This is a genomic window from Plantactinospora sp. B5E13 (genome assembly GCF_039871775.1).
In the GTDB taxonomy this organism is placed as follows: domain Bacteria; phylum Actinomycetota; class Actinomycetes; order Mycobacteriales; family Micromonosporaceae; genus Plantactinospora.
Genome location: NZ_JBDPLT010000003.1, coordinates 209,336 through 224,709, shown reverse-complemented (window position 1 = coordinate 224,709; position 15,374 = coordinate 209,336). Strand labels below are relative to the sequence as shown.

Genomic DNA, 15,374 nt, shown 5'->3' with positions numbered 1-15,374 from the left:
AAGTCGGCCCCTTACCGCTCGGTACCGTCCCGCTTCATGGGCGACAGTTACCGGGGTGGGGTTCCGCTGGTCGAGGCGGTCAGGTCGGGCTTCGTGGAGTCGGTGCACCACGGTTCCGTGGTGGTCCTCGATCCGACCGGCGCGGTGGTGTCGGCGGTCGGTGACGTCGAGTCGCCGATCTTTCCCCGGTCTTCGAACAAGCCGATGCAGGCGGTCGCGATGGTCCGGTCCGGGCTGCGGCTGGCGGACCCGGCGGACCTGGCGGTGGTCTGCGCCAGCCACTCCGGCGAGGAGTTCCACGTCAGCCGGATCGAGGCGCTGCTGCGCAGTGGCGGGCTGACCGAGGACGACCTGCACTGCCCGGCCGATCTGCCGTTCGCGGTCGACGCCCAGGCCGAGGTGTTCCGGGCCGGCGGCGGGCCGTCCCGGCTGCGGATGAACTGCTCGGGCAAGCATGCCGGGATGCTGCTCACCTGCCTGGTCGCGGGTTGGCCGACCGACGGGTACTGGCGTCCGGAACACCCGCTGCAGCAGCGGATCACCTCCGTCGTCGAGGAGTTCACCGGCGAGCGCGTGGCGGCGGTCGGGATCGACGGCTGTGGGGCACCGGTGCTGGCGATCTCGCTGACCGGCCTGGCCCGGGCGTTCCTGCGGCTGGTCGCCGCCGACCCGGGCTCGGTGGAGCGGGCCGTCGCCGACGCGATGCGGGCCCACCCGCTGCTGGTCTCCGGTACCGGCGCCGACGACGCGCTGCTGATGACCGGGGTGCCCGGGCTGTTGATGAAGAGTGGCGCCGAGGGGGTGGTCGCGGCGGCGCTGCCCGGTGGCGGAGCAGTCGCCCTCAAGATCGACGATGGGGCGTCCCGGGCCCGCCGCCCGGTGGTGGTCTCTGCCCTTCGCCGGCTCGGCGTCACCGGGCCGGTCCTCGACGGCCTCGCCGAACTGCCGCTGCACGGCGGCGGCGAACTCGTCGGCGCCGTACGCACCCGGTGGTGACCGGGTACCGCTGAGACGCTGCTAACTTTCGCTAGCATTCTGCTTGCAGTTGCAAGCGGGCGTGGTTACCGTCGATGTCATGTCCAACCCGAAGGACCTTCCCCGCGACATCGGTGGGTTCATCCGCGACCTGCGCCGGAACGCGAAGATCTCGTTGCGGCAACTGGCCGAGCAGGCCGGGGTCAGCAACCCGTACCTGAGCCAGATCGAGCGGGGACTGCGCAAGCCGAGCGCCGAGGTGCTCCAGCAGCTGGCGAGCGCCCTGCGGGTCTCCACCCCGGCGATGTACCTGCGCGCCGGCCTGCTCGACGACCGGGAAGGTCAGGGCGTGTTGGCCGCCATCGCGGCCGACCCCGACCTGACCATGCCGCAGAAGCAGTCGTTGAGTCAGATCTACGAGACATTCCGGCGGGAGAACCTTCGGCACGCCGAACCGGAAGACACCCGGCCGGGACACGCCTGGCCGGAAGACACCCGGCCGGAAACCGTTCCGCCGGGTGCCGTTCCGACCGGCGCTGAGCGGGAATCCCCCACGGATGCCGTACTCGAGTCCGTGGCGGTGACCGAAACGGGCGCCGCCGCCCCACCGGTCACCTCCGACCCGGCCGCCCCACCGCACGTCCGGGAGACCGGGACGGAGGCCGTGTCCGCTTCGCCGACCACCACCGCCGCACCCCTGAAGAAGATCGCCAAGAAGGCGGTCAAGAAGGCCGCGCCGCCGGCCCCGCCGGTCGCCTCGGCCCCTGACGAGGAGAAGTAGTCATGACCACCCTGCCCCGTACCAGTCGCATCCCGGCCCCGCTCTACGCCGTCGCCGGCGTCGGTGACCTCGCCTACCAGCAGCTGCGCCGGCTGCCGGCCGTGGTGACCAGCCTCAGCGACGAGACCACCCGCACCGAACTGCGGGACAAGGCCGCGACCGCCACCGCCGAGCTCCGCGAGAAGGCGGCCACCACCACCGCGGAGCTGCGGGAGAAGGCCGTCACCACCACCGCCGAACTGCGGCAGCGGGCGACCAACCGGGAGTTCGACCTCGACCAGCTGCGGGCGGTGACGCTGCGCAACGCGGCGGTCGTGGTCGCCGGTGCCCAGGCCGCGCAGGAGCGCGCCGTCGCCGTCTACGGCGAACTCGTCGCCCGCGGCGAGCGGGTTGTCGGCACCGGCGTGGTCCAGGCCGCCGACACGGTCAACGCCGACATGGCGGTGACCGAGGCCCCGACGACGCCGGCCGCCGTCTCCAGCACCCCGACCGAGGTGCTCGAGCAGATCAAGGCCCCGGCCGAGGCCCCAGCGATGCCCGCCGCGACCGAGGGGCCGGCCGGCACCGACGCCACCGCCACCCCCAAGGCGGCGCCGAGGAAGCGTACGGCGACGAAGTCGACCCGCCCGGCCGCCGTGAAGCGGACCCGACCGGCCACCGACAAGTAACCGTGTCGTTCACCCCGGGTACGTGCGGCAAGTGGCACGTACCCGGGGTCCCCGGCATAAGCTTCACGCCATGGCCCACGCCGCGCCGCTCTTCTACGTCGACGTCATCTTCGTCATCAACCTGGTGCTGACCGTCTTCGCCCTGGTGATCCAGGGTGTCGCGCTGGTGCACTGCGTCACCCAGCGCTCGGACGCCTTTCCCGCGATCGGCACCCTCCCCAAGGGAGCCTGGATCGCCATCCTGGCCGTCTGCCTGGTCCTCAGCCTGCTGACCCGCGGGGCGTTCAGCCTGTTCGTCCTGGTCGGGATCGCGGCGGCGTTGATCTACCTGCTCGACGTCCGGGTCGGACTGCGGGACCTGACCGACGGCAAAGGCTTCTGGTGAGGGATTTCCGCTGGCCACCGCCGCCCGACGGCGGACCACGGACGTACGGCCCGGGGCCGAGCGCGCCGCGCAGCGGGCGGCCCGCCCTGCCCGACCCGGAGACCGAACTCGTCACCACCCCGCACGGGGTGCGGCTGGAGCGGCTGGTCACCGGCACCGGTGACCCGGTCACCGTCTTCGCGCACGGCCTCGGCTCCGGCATCTCGACCACCCGACCGCTGGGCAGTGCGGTCACCGGTCGCCGGATCTTCTTCCAGTTCCGCGGACACGGCCGCTCCGAGGCGCCGGAGGGCCGGTGGAGCTACGCCGACCTGGCCCGTGACCTGCGGGCCGTAGCCGACCTTGGCGGGGCGACCCAGGCGCTCGGCGTGAGTCTCGGCGCGGGTGCGCTCTGCCGGGTGCTGTGGGAGAGCCCGGAGCGGTTCAGCCGGGTGGTGTTCGTGCTGCCCGCCGTACTCGACGAACCGCGACCGGACGCGGCCCGGCGGCGGCTCACCGAACTGCTCACCGCGGTCCGGTCCGGCGACGCCGCCGAGATCGCCGAGGCGGTCTCCGCCGAGGTGCCCCCGGCGGTCCGCAACACCCCGGTCGGCTGGGCCTACCTGCGGCAGCGGGTCGACCAACTGACCCGGGACGGGCTCGGTGCCGGGCTGGCCGGCCTGCCCGAGCAGGTCGCGGTCCGGCAGCGGGCCGACCTCGCCGCCGTCACGGCCCCGGCGCTGGTGATCGGATGTGCCGGCGACGACCTGCACCCGGTCGCGGTCGCCGAACAGCTCGCCGCCGCGCTGCCGGCGGCCACCCTGCACGTGTACGACAAACCCGGGCTGTTCTGGTCGCACCGCGCCGACCTGCGGGAGCGGATCTCCGGATTCCTCAACCCGTAGCCGACGTCCCCGGATCGGCGGGACGGTCGGAGTAGCCTGCGCCCCATGGGTGTTCACCAGCACGGCCGTACGAGCCGTCTCGACCTTGTCGACCCCACCCTGCGGGAGTGGGAGTGCACCGTCCTGCACGTCGACCCCGAGCAGGGGATCGTGCTGGACCGGTCGGCCTTCTATCCGGGCGGCGGCGGCCAGCCGCCGGACCACGGGGTACTGCTCTGGCAGGGGGTGCAGACCCGGATCGTCGGCACCCGCAAGGGTGACGAGCTGTACCTGGTTCCCGCCGAGGGGGATCCGGTGCCGCCGGTGGGCACGGCGGTCACCGGTGCGGTGGAGGACGAGCGGCGGAGCCTGCTGATGCGGACCCACTCCGGGCTGCACGTGCTCTGCGGTGTGGTGTTCCGCGACTTCGGGGCGCTGGTCACCGGCGGCAACATGGAACCCGGCGAGGCCCGGATGGACTTCAACCTGCCCGAGGTGCCGACCGACTTCAAGGCCCGGCTGGAGGAACTGGTCAACAGCGAGGTCGCCGCCGACCGGTCGGTGGCGGTCCGGGTGCTGCCCCGGGACGAGGCGCTGGCCCTGCCGGACATCATCCGTACCCAGTCGAACCTGATCCCGGCGGACGAGCAGGAGATCCGGATCGTCGACATCGTCGGGCTCGACGTCCAGGCCGACGGCGGTACGCACGTCGCCTCGACCGCGCAGATCGGCAAGGTCCAGGTGGTCAAGGTGGAGAGCAAGGGCCGGGCCAACCGACGGGTCCGGGTCCGGCTCGTCCCCTGATCCGGCGACCCCGCCGGAAATCCGGACACCGGTTGTCGGGATTTGCTGGTTACCTCGGTGCCATGAGTGAGACGACACAGGACCTGAAGGGCAGGGTGGCGCTGGTCGCCGGGGCGACCCGGGGCGCCGGCCGGCAGATCGCGGTGCAACTCGGCGCGGCCGGCGCCACCGTGTACGCCACCGGCCGGAGCACCCGGGAGAAACGTTCCGAGGTGGGCCGGCCGGAGACGATCGAGGAGACCGCCGAACTGGTCACCGAAGCCGGCGGTGTCGGGATCGCCGTACCGGTCGACCACCTGGAGCGTGACCAGGTCCACGCGCTTGTCGAACGGATCGACCGCGAGCAGGGCCGGCTCGACGTACTGGTGAACGACATCTGGGGCGCCGACCACCTGATCGGCTGGAACAAGCCGATCTGGGAGCAGTCCCTGGACGACGGCTTCCGCACCCTCCGGCTGGCGATCGACACACACCTCATCACCAGCCACTACGCGCTGCCGCTGCTGATCCGCAACCCGGGCGGCCTGGTGGTGGAGGTCGGCGACGGCACCCGGGAGTACAACGAGACCAACTACCGGCTCTCCGCCTTCTACGACCTGGCCAAGACGGCGGTGAACCGGCTGGCTTACATCTGGTCACACGAACTGCGCGAACACGGCGGTACGGCGGTCGCGCTCACCCCGGGCTGGCTGCGTTCCGAGTTGATGCTCGACGAGTTCGGCGTCACCGAGGAGAACTGGCGGGACGCGACTGAGAAGGAGCCGCACTTCGTCATCTCGGAGAGCCCGGCGTACGTCGGCCGGGCCGTCGCCGCGCTGGCCGCCGATCCGGACCGGGCCCGCTGGTCCGGCCAGTCGCTCTCCAGCGGTCAACTCGCCCAGGTGTACGGCTTCACCGACCTCGACGGCAGCCGCCCGGACGCCTGGCGGTACATGGCAGAGGTGGAGAGCCAGGGCAAGCCCGCCGACGCCACCGGCTACCGCTGAGCGGTGGAGGGGCCCTTCCGGTACCGCAAACGACGGGGAGGGCCCTTCCTCACCCCCGGTAGAGCCGGGTGAGGCGGCGGGCGGCGTCGGCGAGCCGGGCCCGCAGTTCCGGCGGGGCCAGCACCTCCGCCTCCGGGCCGAGGCTGAGCAGTTGGCCGTACGCCACGTCGACCGACTCGACGGGCAGCCGGGTCACCACCCAACCGTCGTCGTCCGGCTCCCCGGCGTTGGCGGTCGCCTCCCGTACCGCGGGGGACTCGGCGACGTACCGGAGGGCGTGCAGCCCGGCCGGGCTGAGTCGTACGGTGATCTCGTCGGCCAGCAGGTGCCGGACGAACCGTTCGGCCTGCCCGGCCCAGTAACCGACCAGGTCGAAGGACTCGTCGCGGTCGAAGTCGGCTCCGTCACCGCCGACGCTGACGCCTACGATCCGGTCGACCCGGTAGGTACGGTGTCCGCTGTCGACCCGGGCGACGAGATACCACGCCCCGCCCTTGAGGACGAGCCCGTACGGCTCGGCGGTCCGGGTCACCTCCACCCGGTCCCGGCGCTGGTAGCGCAGTTCGACGGTCCGATCCCGCCACACCGCACCGGCGAGTTCGGCGAGCCAGGGCGGTGGATCCGCCTCCCGGAACCAGCCCGGCACGTCGAGATGGAAACGCTGTTCCACCCGGTTCGACGCGTCACGTAGTCCGCTGGGCAGCGCGGCCAGCACCTTCAGCCGGGCGGTCGCCACCACCTCGGTCAGTCCCATGTCGCCGACGGGTCCGGGCAGTCCGGAGAGGAAGAGCGCGTCGGCCTCGTCACGGCTGAGGCCGGTCAGTCGGGTCCGGTAGCCGCCGAGCAGTCGGTATCCGCCGGCCCGACCCCGGTCGGCGTACACCGGGATGCCGGCGGCGTTCAGCGCCAGCACGTCCCGGTGCACGGTCCGTTCGGAGACCTCCAGCTCGTGGGCGAGTTGGGCGGCGGTCATCGACTCCCGGTTCTGTAGGAGCAGGACCAGGGAGATCAGCCGCGCGGCACGCATCGTCCCATCCTGCCCGCCGGCTCCGCCCCGGTCCGACCCCGGCTCCGGGTACGCCGTGCCGCCCTTCGGCGGCGCGCCGGCGCCGTCCTGTCGTCCTGCCGCAGGGGCCGTCCCGCCGCAAAGTCCTGTCCGGCTGCCGGGTGACGCGGCGGCCACTACGCTTCCCGTCGTGCACACCCCCACGATCGGTCGGGCGGCGGCCGGCCGGGTCCGCCCGTTCGCCTCCGGGTTCGGCGCCGGCGTCGGCCTGTTCTTCCGGGGCCTCGGCGTCTACGTCCGCAACCCCGGGCTGGTCCTGCTCGGCATGGTGCCCGGGCTGATCTCCGGCGCGCTCTACCTCGCCGGCTTCGCCGCCCTGATCTACTACGCCGACGATCTCGCCGAGCTGATCACACCCTTCGCCGACGACTGGTCGGGCTGGACGCAGGACGGGTTCCGGCTGGTCGCCGGACTCGCCCTGGTCGGCCTCGGCGGTCTGCTCGGAGTGCTCACCTTCACCGCGGTGACCCTGGTGATCGGCGACCCGTTCTACGAGGCGATCTCGGAGCGGGTGGAGGGCCGGTACGGCGGGGTGCCGAACGAGGTCGAGGTCTCCTGGTGGCGGTCGTTGCGGCGGAGTGTGGCGGACTCGCTGCGGCTGGTCCTCCGGTCGGTGCTGGTCGGCATTCCGCTATTTCTGGCCGGCTTCATCCCGGTCGTCGGGCAGTTCGTCGTCCCGGTGATCGCCGCGTTGGTCGGCGGTTGGTTCCTCGCCGTGGAACTGGTCGGTGTGCCGTTCTACCGGCGGGGCATGCGGTTGGGGGACCGGCGTCGGATGCTGCGGGCGCACCGCCCGCTGGCGCTCGGTTTCGGGGTCGCGGTTTTCCTCTGCTTCCTGATCCCGCTCGGCGCGGTGCTGCTGATGCCGGCGGCGGTGGCCGGTGCCGCGCTGCTGTCCCGGCGTGTCCTGGGGCAGCCGGTCGAGAGTCCGGCCTCCGGCCCGGTCCCCGCGCCGGTCGGTCCCGGGCGATGACGGTCGGTCGGGTCTGATGGAGATCGAGCTGGTCCAGGGCGACATCACCGGCGAGCGGGTGGACGCGATCGTGAACGCCGCGAACTCGTCACTGCTCGGCGGTGGCGGGGTGGACGGGGCGATCCACCGGCGGGGCGGTCCGGAGATCCTCGCCGAGTGCCGGGCGCTGCGAGCCTCCCGGTACGGGCGGGGACTGCCGACCGGTCAGGCGGTGGCGACCACGGCCCGTCCGGCCACGGTCGGCACCGCCCGCCTGGTGCTCTTCGACGCCACCACCCACCGGACCGCCCTGCGGGTACACGGACGGCTGCCGGACTGAGTCGCTGCCCCGCGTCAGTGCACCCGGAGGCCGTCCAGCAGGCTGGCGTCGCCGGCCACGTCGAGGGCGTCGAAGCCGACCCGTCCCCAGAGCGCCAGCAGCAGGTCGCTGGCCGTACCGGAGAGGTGCGCCCGGGCGTGGTGGTCGTCGGTGTCGAGGATGGTGTCGGTGTCGAGCAGCGCGACCCCGGTGCCGCGCAGCCGCAGGTACCACTCCTGGCCGGCGTCGGCCGCGACCAGTTGCACCACGCCGTGCCAGCCCTGTTCGGAGGCGCGGCGGCCGGCCGGCAGCCAGGTGTCGAGCACCTCGCTGATCCCGTCCGCCGCGAGCTTGGCCTCCAGCGGTTCGCCGGCCGCGACCGCCATCTGGGCGTCCCAGCGGTGCACCGCCGTCTCGTGGGCCATCCGGCGGTGCCAGAAGCCGACCTTCTTCGGCTGCGGCGCCCAGTTCCATGCCGGAGCCTCCGGGTCGAGCCGGTCCAGTACGGCCATCAGCTGGTCGTACTCGGTCCGCCACCATTCGACCGCCGCCGGGCCGGTCGGCAGCCCCTCGGGCACGGTACGACGGTCCGGCACCCCGGTGTTCCCCCGGCCGACCACACCCCGAACCCACTGGTAGACCGAGCCGAGATGGTGGATCAGATCGGTGACGGTCCAGTCGGGACAGGACGGCACCCGCAGGTCCGGCGACGCTTCGGTGATCGCGGCCTCGAACGTCGGCCCCTCGGTGCGGAGCGCGCCGAGCCAGAAGTCCTTCGTGCCGTGCAATCTGCTCATCACGATCCTCCCGTGAGACCGGGCCGCCACCGGCCGGGCTGTCTCTCAGCCTAGGGTGAATGGTGTGCCAGACGTTAATGCCCGACTGACAAGCGCCATGAACTCCGCCGGCCCCGGACGGTTGGCCGGTTATACGACTCTGCGGCTCGGCGGGGCGCCTCGACAACTGGTCACCGCCACCCAAACAGAGCAAATCGTGCAGAGTCTACGTGACGCCGAATCGCGGCATGAGCCGATTCTGGTGCTGGCCGGCGGCAGCAACGTGGTGGTCTCGGACGACGGCTTCCCCGGCACCGTGCTGCTGGTCCGAACCCGGGGTTTCCAGGTGGTGGCCACGGACGACGAGACGGTGACGGTCCGGGTGGCGGCCGGCGAGCCCTGGGACGACCTGGTCGCCGCCACCGTCGAGGCCGGCTGGTCGGGGGTGGAGTGCCTCTCCGGCATCCCCGGCTCGGCCGGCGCCACCCCGATCCAGAACGTCGGGGCGTACGGGCAGGAGGTCGCCGAGACGGTGACCGGAGTCGAGGCGTACGACCGGGTCACCGGGGAGGTGGTCCGGATGACGCCGGAGGAGTGCCGGTTCGGGTACCGGGCCAGCGTCTTCAAGCACAACGACCGGTGGACCGTGCTGAGTGTCGACTTCCGGCTGCTCCGCTCGCCGCTCTCCGCCCCGGTCCGGTACGCCGAACTCGCCCGGGCGCTCGGAGCCGAGATCGGCGACCGGGTGCCGCTGGCCGACGCCCGGGCGACGGTACGCGCACTGCGGGCCGGCAAGGGCATGGTGCTCGACCCGGCCGACCCGGACACCCGTTCGGTCGGCTCCTTCTTCACCAACCCGGTGCTCGACTCGGCCGCCTACCTGGCGCTGCGGGACCGGGCCGCCGACCTCGGCGAGCCGCCGTCCTGGCCGGGCAGCGGCGACACGGTGAAGGTCAGCGCCGCCTGGCTGATCGACAAGGCCGGCTTCCCGAAGGGTTACCGGGGAGCCGACGGGGTGGCGATCTCGTCGAAGCACACCCTGGCCCTGACCAACCCGGGTGACGGGTCGACGGCGGCGTTGCTGGCGCTGGCCCGGGAGATCCGCGACGGGGTGCACGCCCGGTTCGGTGCCACCCTGCACCCGGAGCCGGTCCTGGTCAACTGCGCCCTCTGACGCTTTCCACCTGCCGGGTTGTCGACAAGGGATCGACGCCGGCCAGGGTTCCTCGCTGGGCGATGCTGGACCGACTCGGAGATCCGGCGGTCCTCGGGGCGGACGCCCGCGAGCGGTTCGACATCGCGCCGCGCCGCAGTGGCCCGCTGGAGGCGCCCGTGCTGCTCGTCGGCGGACTGGCGGTCAATCTGTCCGTGCGCCGGGCCCGGCTGACCGTCGGTACCGCCCCCGCCCGGCCGGCTCCGGTGTGACCCGACCACGCTGCGGGAGGTGACCCGACGACGCGACGTGCCGGGCTGACCTGTCGACAGGGGGCCGGAGCGCCGGTCAGGGCCACGACGTACCGGGTGGGGCCACCGCCGACCAGGGGACGCTGACCTCGCCGAGCCGCCACCGGGCGGGTCGGTCCAGCACCGGCCAGCCGGCCGCGCGGGTCGCCTCGATGGTACGCCGCCACCGTTGCCGGGGGCCGAAGGTGGCGTACGGGGCAGCGGCCCGCCACCCGTCCTCGAGGGCCTGGATCAGCGCGTACACCCGGGTGCCGGGCACGTTGTGGTGGATCAACGCCTTCGGTAGCCGTTCGGCGAGCACGGCCGGGCTGTCCAGGGTGGCGAGCCGGGCGGCCAGCGTCAACGAGCGCGGCCCGGACGCGTCGACGAGCAGCCAACCGCCGATCCGACCGAGTTCGTCGCAGGTCCCCTCGACCAGCACCCCGCCGGGTCGCAACGCCCCGGTCATGATCTGCCAGGCCGGTACGACCTCCGGTTCGGCGTACTGGCGCAGCACGTTGAACGCCCGGACCAGGACCGGGCGCAGCCCGGCCAACTCGAAGCCGCCCCGGCCGAAGGTCAGTCCCGGCGGGTCGGCGGCGGGTTCGGCGGCGGCCACCCGTACCGGATCGATCTCCAGTCCGACCACCCGGACGTCCGGCCGGACCGCGGTGGCGAGCCGGTTGCGCAGTTCGACCACGGTGACCGGGCTGGCCCCGTAGCCGAGGTCGACGACGAGCGGGTCCGCCGCGTCCCGGAGCAGGTCGCCGCAGGTCGCCGCGATCCAGTTGTCGACCCGGCGCAACCGGTTCGGGTTGGTGGTCCCCCGGGTCACCGTGCCGACCGGGCGGGAGCTGCCGGTACCGCCGACCGGCCGGGGACTGCCGGTACCGCCGACCGGCCGGGGACTGCCGGCACCGCCGACCGGGCGGGACGCGGCCGGTCCGGTCGCCGGGTCCCCGGCGGGCCGGGACGGCGACACGACGCCTCACCTGCCGGCGTCGGGCGTGACCCGGTGCACCTTGTGCTGGGCGGCCTGGGCCAGCGGACGGACCACCAGCCGGTCCACGTTGACGTGGTGGGGGCGGGTGGCGCACCAGGCGACGCAGTCCGCGACGTCCTCGGCGACCAGCGGCTCGGCCACCCCGGCGTAGACCGCGGCGGCCCGCTGGGCGTCGCCACCGAACCGGACCAGCCCGAACTCCTCGGTCTTCACCATGCCCGGGTCGATCTCGATCACCCGGACCGGTCGTCCGCAGAGTTCGAGGCGCAGCGTCTCGGCGAGCGCGGTCTGGGCGTGCTTGGCGGCGGTGTAGCCGCCGCCGCCCTCGTACACGATCAGCCCGGCGGTCGAACTGAGCACCACGACCGTCCCGGCGCCGGAGGACTCCAGCAGTGGCAGCAGGGCCTGGGTGACCCGCAGCGTGCCGAGCACGTTGACGTCGTACATCCACTGCCAGTCGGCGATCGAGCCCAACTCGACCGGGTCCAGGCCGCGGGCACCGCCGGCGTTGTTGACCAGCAGGGTGACCGGTCCGGGCAGTTCGCCCGCGACGGCGGCCAACGCCGCCACCGATCCGTCGGACGTGACGTCACAGACCTGCGCGGTGGCCTGCCCGCCGGCGGCCTCGATCTCCTTCACCAACGCGTCGAGCCGGTCGGCGCGGCGGGCGGCGGCGAGCACGTGGAAGCCCTCGGCGGCCAGCCGGCGGGCGGTGGCCGCACCGATTCCGCTGGACGCACCGGTGACGATCGCGACAGAGGTCATCGGCTCATTCTGTCCCAGACCGTCGCCGCCGTCGCCGCCCGGCCCGGGGCAGACCGTCGGGCGGATCCGCAGGAAGGGCATCCGGCGGGAATCGCGGTGCGGGCGGCGACGCCGCCGCGGGCCGGTCGGGCATCTAAGGAGATCCACCCGTCGCGGTCGAATGAGGTCGGTCACCTATCCGGGACGTCCGGAGGATTGCGGGTCATCGGATGGGGAAGATGTCACCCGGTCGGGTGGTTCTTGTTGAGGTGCCCCGGTCGTGCGGGACGGCGTAACACCGTGACAGAAGGAGCGGACGTGGCGGAAGCGCACACCGGCGTGGCCCGGCAGCGAGGTACCCAACCGTGGCCGACCCCGCGTCGAATCGCCACCTTCTCCGTGCACACCTCACCGCTGCACCAACCCGGCACCGGTGACGCCGGTGGCATGAACGTCTACATCGTCGAGGTCTCCCGGCGACTGGCCGAGGCCGGCGTCGAGGTCGAGATCTTCACCCGGGCCACCTCCAGCGACCTGCCACCCCTGGTCGAGATGGCGCCCGGGGTGCACGTCCGACACGTCATCTCCGGCCCCTTCGAAGGCCTGGCCAAGGAGGAGCTGCCGAGCCAGCTCTGTGCCTTCACCACCGGCGTGCTGCGGGTCGAGGCGGCCCGGCCACCGGGCTACTTCGACCTGGTGCACTCGCACTACTGGCTCTCCGGTCAGGTGGGCTGGCTGGCCAAGGAACGTTGGGGCGTACCGCTGGTGCACACCGCGCACACCCTGGCCAAGGTCAAGAACGCCCGGCTGGCCGACGGGGACCGGCCCGAGCCGAAGGCCCGGGTGATCGGCGAGGAGCAGGTGGTCGCCGAGGCGGACCGGCTGGTGGCGAACACCGCCGTCGAGGCCCGCGACCTGATCGCCCGCTACGACGCGGACCCGGCCCGGGTCGAGGTGGTGGAGCCCGGTGTCGACCTGGACCGCTTCCGGCCGCCCGACTCGGGTCTGGCCGGCGAGGCCCGGATCGCCGCCCGGCGGCGGCTGGGCCTGCCCGAGCAGGGCGCGATCATCGCCTTCGTCGGGCGGATCCAGCCGTTGAAGGCGCCGGACGTCCTGCTGCACGCGTTCGCCGAACTGCGGGCCCGGGACCCCCGGATCGCCGCCACGGCCACCGTGGTCATCGCCGGCGGTCCGAGCGGCAGCGGGTTGGACCGGCCGACCGCCCTGATCGAGCTGGCCGCCCGGCTCGGCATCGCCGACGCGGTACGGTTCCTGCCGCCGCAGACCGGTGACGCCCTGCCGGCCCTCTACCAGGCCGCCGACCTGGTCGCGGTGCCGTCACACAACGAATCGTTCGGCCTGGTCGCCCTGGAGGCGCAGGCCTGCGGTACGCCGGTCGTGGCGGCCGCGGTCGGCGGGCTGGTCACCGCCGTCCGGGACGGGGTGAGCGGAGTACTTGTCGACGGCCACGATCCGGCCGACTGGGCCCGGGTCCTCGCCGGGTTGCTGGCGGCGCCGCGGCGGCGTACCGAACTGGCGCACGGTGCGGTGCTGCACGCCCGGGCGTTCTCCTGGGCGCGTACCGCGACCGGGCTGCTCGCCGTCTACCGTGGGGCGGTGGCGGAGCACCGAGCCCAGCTCGCCTCCGAGTTGGCCGACGGTGCCCAGGTCGCTCCGCTGGCGGCCTGCTGAGACGCTGGCGGCCTGCCTGCCGGGACGCCGCCGCCGGGGTACGGGCCGTCCGCCGGTCCGGAACGGACGGAAGGGGCGTGCGATGAGGTCACGGGCGGAGATCGGGCGACTGATCGAGGCGGTCTGTGCCGACCGGGAGTTGGACTGCGAGTCGACGGGCGAGTTCTCGTACGCGGTCACGCTGCCCGGCAGGCACAAGCTCAAGACGATCTGCAACCTGATCGTCGGCGACTACGCGCTGCGGATCGAGGCGTTCGTGATGCGCCAGCCCGACGAGCGGCGCGAGGAACTCTGGACCTGGCTGCTCCAGCGCAACGCCCGGATGTACGGGGTCGCGTTCTCGGTCGACGCGGTCGGCGACGTCTATCTCACCGGCCGGCTGGGCCTGGCCGGGGTGACCGAGGAGGAGTTGGACCGGCTGTTCGGGGCGGTGCTCAACTACGCCGACGAGTCGTTCGACACCATGTTGGAGATCGGGTTCGGTACGGCGATCCGCCGGGAGTGGGAGTGGCGGGTCAAGCGCGGTGAGTCGTTGGCGAACCTCCAGGCCTTCGCGCACCTCTTCGAGCGATCCTCTCCGGAAAACTCGGATTTGGACCGCCCCTGACGGGTATGCCCCGGCGGTGCATCGGCGGCCTGTGCCGGTGCTCTGCGGCGGTACAGCGACGACCGCGCCGCCTGCCGAGGTCAGACTGTCAGAGGGAGCGTGAGCGATCATGGCTCAGCGGAACAGTTCCGGTCGCGGCGCGACCGCGACCGCGTCGAAGCGCCGGACCAGCAGCACGGCCGACATCAGCGAAAACAAGATCAGCATGATGAAGGTCGAGGACATCCGGGGGCAGCTCCGGAAACGGGGTGTCTCGGGTATCTCCGCGCTGCGGAAGATGGACCTGGTGAAGAGCCTGGTCCGTACGTTGCGGGCGGAGGGTCGGGGTGGCACCGCCGCCAGGAAGACGACCGCGAAGAAGGCGCCGGCCAAGAAGGCCCCGGCGAAGAAGACGACCGCCAAGAAGGCACCGGCGAAGAAGGCGACCACGAAGAAGGCGGTCTCCGCGGCGAGCAAGCGGACGACCGGCCGTAAGGCGGTCTCCGCGGCGAGTACGCGGACGGGGGCCCGGAAGACCGTGTCGGCGCCGGCGAAGCGGGCGACGGCGAAGAAGGCGCCGGCGAAGAAGGCGACCACCAAGCGGGCTCCGGCGAAGAAGGCGACGGCGAAGAAGGCGCCGGCGAAGAAGGCGACCACCAAGCGGGCTCCGGCGAAGAAGGCGACCGCGAAGAAGGCGACCGCGAAGAAGGCGCCGGCGAAGAAGGCGTCAGCGACGGCAACGAAGGCGCCGGCCCGGAAGACGACGGCCGCCGCCCGGAAGAGCACGGCCGTCGCCCGGAAGACGACCACCGCGTCGGTCCGGAAGGCCGCCGGGGCGGGCACCGCGCCGGGCCGGAAGACGACCGGCGCGCGGAAGAGCACGTCGGCGGCGGGCGCCCAGAAGGGTACGGCGGCGACCGCGAAGCGGACCGGGGCGGCCGGTGGGGGGCAGTCGAAGAGCCTGAAGTACGCCCAGCCGATCACCTCGTCCCAGGATCAGCCGGAACGGCCCGGACGGAGCCTGGTGACCCGCGAACACGATGTCATCCAACGCTGGGCGGAGGCCCGGAACGCACGGCCGGCGACCATCGAGGGCACCGAACGCGAGGGTCGGATCGGCGTGCTGACGTTTGACTTCCCGGGATGGCGGGAAGGCGGTGGACTGAAGCCGGTGAGTTGGGACGAGTGGTTCCAGACGTTTGACCTTCGGCGCCTGAATTTCATCTACCAGGAACAGTTGTCCGATGGTCGGCAGAGCAACTTCTTCCGTACCGAATCACCGGATCGCGAGGACGGATGAGTGTGTGGGGGACAGGACCGGGAATGCTGGC

The 15,374-nt window shown here is 72.6% G+C and carries 18 protein-coding genes and 1 pseudogene; 14 read left to right on the top strand and 5 right to left on the bottom strand.

The window, feature by feature from the left end; translation table 11 throughout:
* The first annotated feature begins 36 nt into the window (after positions 1-36).
* From ABGB05_RS04750 to ABGB05_RS04720, 7 genes are all read left to right on the top strand, one after another.
* Positions 37-996 (top strand): asparaginase, encoded by a 960-nt coding sequence (locus ABGB05_RS04750; protein WP_347651890.1) that lies wholly within the window; start codon positions 37-39, stop codon positions 994-996.
* Between the two features lie 79 nt (positions 997-1,075).
* On the top strand, positions 1,076-1,756 hold the full coding sequence (locus ABGB05_RS04745) for a helix-turn-helix domain-containing protein (protein ID WP_347651889.1): 681 nt from the start codon (positions 1,076-1,078) through the stop codon (positions 1,754-1,756).
* Positions 1,757-1,758: 2 nt separating this feature from the next.
* Positions 1,759-2,424, top strand: coding sequence for a hypothetical protein (locus ABGB05_RS04740; RefSeq protein WP_347651888.1), 666 nt, complete (start codon positions 1,759-1,761; stop codon positions 2,422-2,424).
* 70 nt (positions 2,425-2,494) lie between these two features.
* Positions 2,495-2,809 (top strand): DUF2516 family protein, encoded by a 315-nt coding sequence (locus tag ABGB05_RS04735; RefSeq protein ID WP_347651887.1) that lies wholly within the window; start codon positions 2,495-2,497, stop codon positions 2,807-2,809.
* Positions 2,806-3,693 carry an alpha/beta hydrolase gene (locus ABGB05_RS04730; RefSeq protein WP_347651886.1) on the top strand — a complete coding sequence of 296 codons (888 nt, stop codon included), beginning with the start codon at positions 2,806-2,808 and terminating at the stop codon, positions 3,691-3,693. Before ABGB05_RS04735 ends, ABGB05_RS04730 begins: the two co-directional genes overlap by 4 nt.
* A gap of 45 nt (positions 3,694-3,738) precedes the next feature.
* A complete protein-coding gene (locus ABGB05_RS04725) occupies positions 3,739-4,476 on the top strand; it encodes an alanyl-tRNA editing protein (RefSeq protein WP_347651885.1) in 738 nt (245 codons plus the stop codon).
* A 62-nt stretch (positions 4,477-4,538) separates the two neighbouring features.
* A complete protein-coding gene (locus ABGB05_RS04720; protein ID WP_347651884.1) occupies positions 4,539-5,462 on the top strand; it encodes an SDR family oxidoreductase in 924 nt (307 codons plus the stop codon).
* Positions 5,463-5,511: 49 nt separating this feature from the next.
* On the opposite strand, the gene ABGB05_RS04715 is transcribed toward ABGB05_RS04720, so the two are convergent.
* The gene (locus tag ABGB05_RS04715; RefSeq protein ID WP_347651883.1) at positions 5,512-6,489 is read right to left on the bottom strand and encodes a YafY family protein; all 978 of its coding nucleotides are present in this window, start codon (positions 6,487-6,489) and stop codon (positions 5,512-5,514) included.
* 184 nt (positions 6,490-6,673) lie between these two features.
* Between ABGB05_RS04715 and ABGB05_RS04710 the strand changes: the two genes are divergently transcribed.
* Together ABGB05_RS04710 and ABGB05_RS04705 are read left to right on the top strand one after the other, a co-directional pair.
* Positions 6,674-7,501, top strand: a complete 828-nt coding sequence (locus ABGB05_RS04710) for an EI24 domain-containing protein (protein WP_347651976.1) — start codon at positions 6,674-6,676, stop codon at positions 7,499-7,501.
* Between the two features lie 16 nt (positions 7,502-7,517).
* Positions 7,518-7,727: pseudogene (locus ABGB05_RS04705) on the top strand (macro domain-containing protein); the annotation flags it as partial.
* A gap of 107 nt (positions 7,728-7,834) precedes the next feature.
* Here ABGB05_RS04705 and ABGB05_RS04700 read toward each other — a convergent pair.
* Entirely contained in the window at positions 7,835-8,596 is a 762-nt protein-coding gene (locus ABGB05_RS04700; protein WP_347651882.1) for a maleylpyruvate isomerase family mycothiol-dependent enzyme, read from the bottom strand.
* Between the two features lie 97 nt (positions 8,597-8,693).
* Between ABGB05_RS04700 and ABGB05_RS04695 the strand changes: the two genes are divergently transcribed.
* Positions 8,694-9,749, top strand: a complete 1,056-nt coding sequence (locus tag ABGB05_RS04695; protein ID WP_347651975.1) for a UDP-N-acetylmuramate dehydrogenase — start codon at positions 8,694-8,696, stop codon at positions 9,747-9,749.
* Between the two features lie 62 nt (positions 9,750-9,811).
* A complete protein-coding gene (locus tag ABGB05_RS04690; RefSeq protein ID WP_347651881.1) occupies positions 9,812-10,000 on the top strand; it encodes a hypothetical protein in 189 nt (62 codons plus the stop codon).
* Positions 10,001-10,076: 76 nt separating this feature from the next.
* Here the strand turns inward: ABGB05_RS04690 and ABGB05_RS04685 are convergent, their stop codons facing one another.
* Positions 10,077-10,853 (bottom strand): class I SAM-dependent methyltransferase, encoded by a 777-nt coding sequence (locus tag ABGB05_RS04685; RefSeq protein ID WP_347651974.1) that lies wholly within the window; start codon positions 10,851-10,853, stop codon positions 10,077-10,079.
* A 153-nt stretch (positions 10,854-11,006) separates the two neighbouring features.
* Positions 11,007-11,786 (bottom strand): SDR family oxidoreductase, encoded by a 780-nt coding sequence (locus ABGB05_RS04680; protein WP_347651880.1) that lies wholly within the window; start codon positions 11,784-11,786, stop codon positions 11,007-11,009.
* A gap of 297 nt (positions 11,787-12,083) precedes the next feature.
* Between ABGB05_RS04680 and mshA the strand changes: the two genes are divergently transcribed.
* Together mshA and ABGB05_RS04670 are read left to right on the top strand one after the other, a co-directional pair.
* Complete coding sequence (gene mshA / locus ABGB05_RS04675) at positions 12,084-13,457, top strand: D-inositol-3-phosphate glycosyltransferase (protein WP_347651879.1); 1,374 nt, start codon at positions 12,084-12,086, stop codon at positions 13,455-13,457.
* Between the two features lie 82 nt (positions 13,458-13,539).
* Positions 13,540-14,064 (top strand): YbjN domain-containing protein, encoded by a 525-nt coding sequence (locus ABGB05_RS04670; RefSeq protein WP_347651878.1) that lies wholly within the window; start codon positions 13,540-13,542, stop codon positions 14,062-14,064.
* Between the two features lie 114 nt (positions 14,065-14,178).
* On the opposite strand, the gene ABGB05_RS04665 is transcribed toward ABGB05_RS04670, so the two are convergent.
* Complete coding sequence (locus ABGB05_RS04665) at positions 14,179-15,027, bottom strand: hypothetical protein (RefSeq protein ID WP_347651981.1); 849 nt, start codon at positions 15,025-15,027, stop codon at positions 14,179-14,181.
* A gap of 40 nt (positions 15,028-15,067) precedes the next feature.
* Here ABGB05_RS04665 and ABGB05_RS04660 point away from each other — a divergent pair, with 40 nt between their 5' ends.
* Positions 15,068-15,343, top strand: coding sequence for a hypothetical protein (locus ABGB05_RS04660; RefSeq protein WP_347651980.1), 276 nt, complete (start codon positions 15,068-15,070; stop codon positions 15,341-15,343).
* Positions 15,344-15,374 lie beyond the last annotated feature (31 nt).

What these genes read in the sequence shown, in the direction of transcription:
- ABGB05_RS04750 (WP_347651890.1), top strand. Translation starts at nt 37, where the DNA reads ATGGGCGACAGTTACCGGGGTGGGGTTCCGCTGGTCGAGGCGGTCAGG.
- ABGB05_RS04745 (WP_347651889.1), top strand. Translation starts at nt 1,076, where the DNA reads ATGTCCAACCCGAAGGACCTTCCCCGCGACATCGGTGGGTTCATCCGC.
- ABGB05_RS04740 (WP_347651888.1), top strand. Translation starts at nt 1,759, where the DNA reads ATGACCACCCTGCCCCGTACCAGTCGCATCCCGGCCCCGCTCTACGCC.
- ABGB05_RS04735 (WP_347651887.1), top strand. Translation starts at nt 2,495, where the DNA reads ATGGCCCACGCCGCGCCGCTCTTCTACGTCGACGTCATCTTCGTCATC.
- ABGB05_RS04725 (WP_347651885.1), top strand. Translation starts at nt 3,739, where the DNA reads ATGGGTGTTCACCAGCACGGCCGTACGAGCCGTCTCGACCTTGTCGAC.
- ABGB05_RS04720 (WP_347651884.1), top strand. Translation starts at nt 4,539, where the DNA reads ATGAGTGAGACGACACAGGACCTGAAGGGCAGGGTGGCGCTGGTCGCC.
- ABGB05_RS04715 (WP_347651883.1), bottom strand. Translation starts at nt 6,489, where the DNA reads ATGCGTGCCGCGCGGCTGATCTCCCTGGTCCTGCTCCTACAGAACCGG.
- ABGB05_RS04700 (WP_347651882.1), bottom strand. Translation starts at nt 8,596, where the DNA reads ATGAGCAGATTGCACGGCACGAAGGACTTCTGGCTCGGCGCGCTCCGC.
- ABGB05_RS04695 (WP_347651975.1), top strand. Translation starts at nt 8,694, where the DNA reads ATGAACTCCGCCGGCCCCGGACGGTTGGCCGGTTATACGACTCTGCGG.
- ABGB05_RS04690 (WP_347651881.1), top strand. Translation starts at nt 9,812, where the DNA reads ATGCTGGACCGACTCGGAGATCCGGCGGTCCTCGGGGCGGACGCCCGC.
- ABGB05_RS04680 (WP_347651880.1), bottom strand. Translation starts at nt 11,786, where the DNA reads ATGACCTCTGTCGCGATCGTCACCGGTGCGTCCAGCGGAATCGGTGCG.
- ABGB05_RS04670 (WP_347651878.1), top strand. Translation starts at nt 13,540, where the DNA reads ATGAGGTCACGGGCGGAGATCGGGCGACTGATCGAGGCGGTCTGTGCC.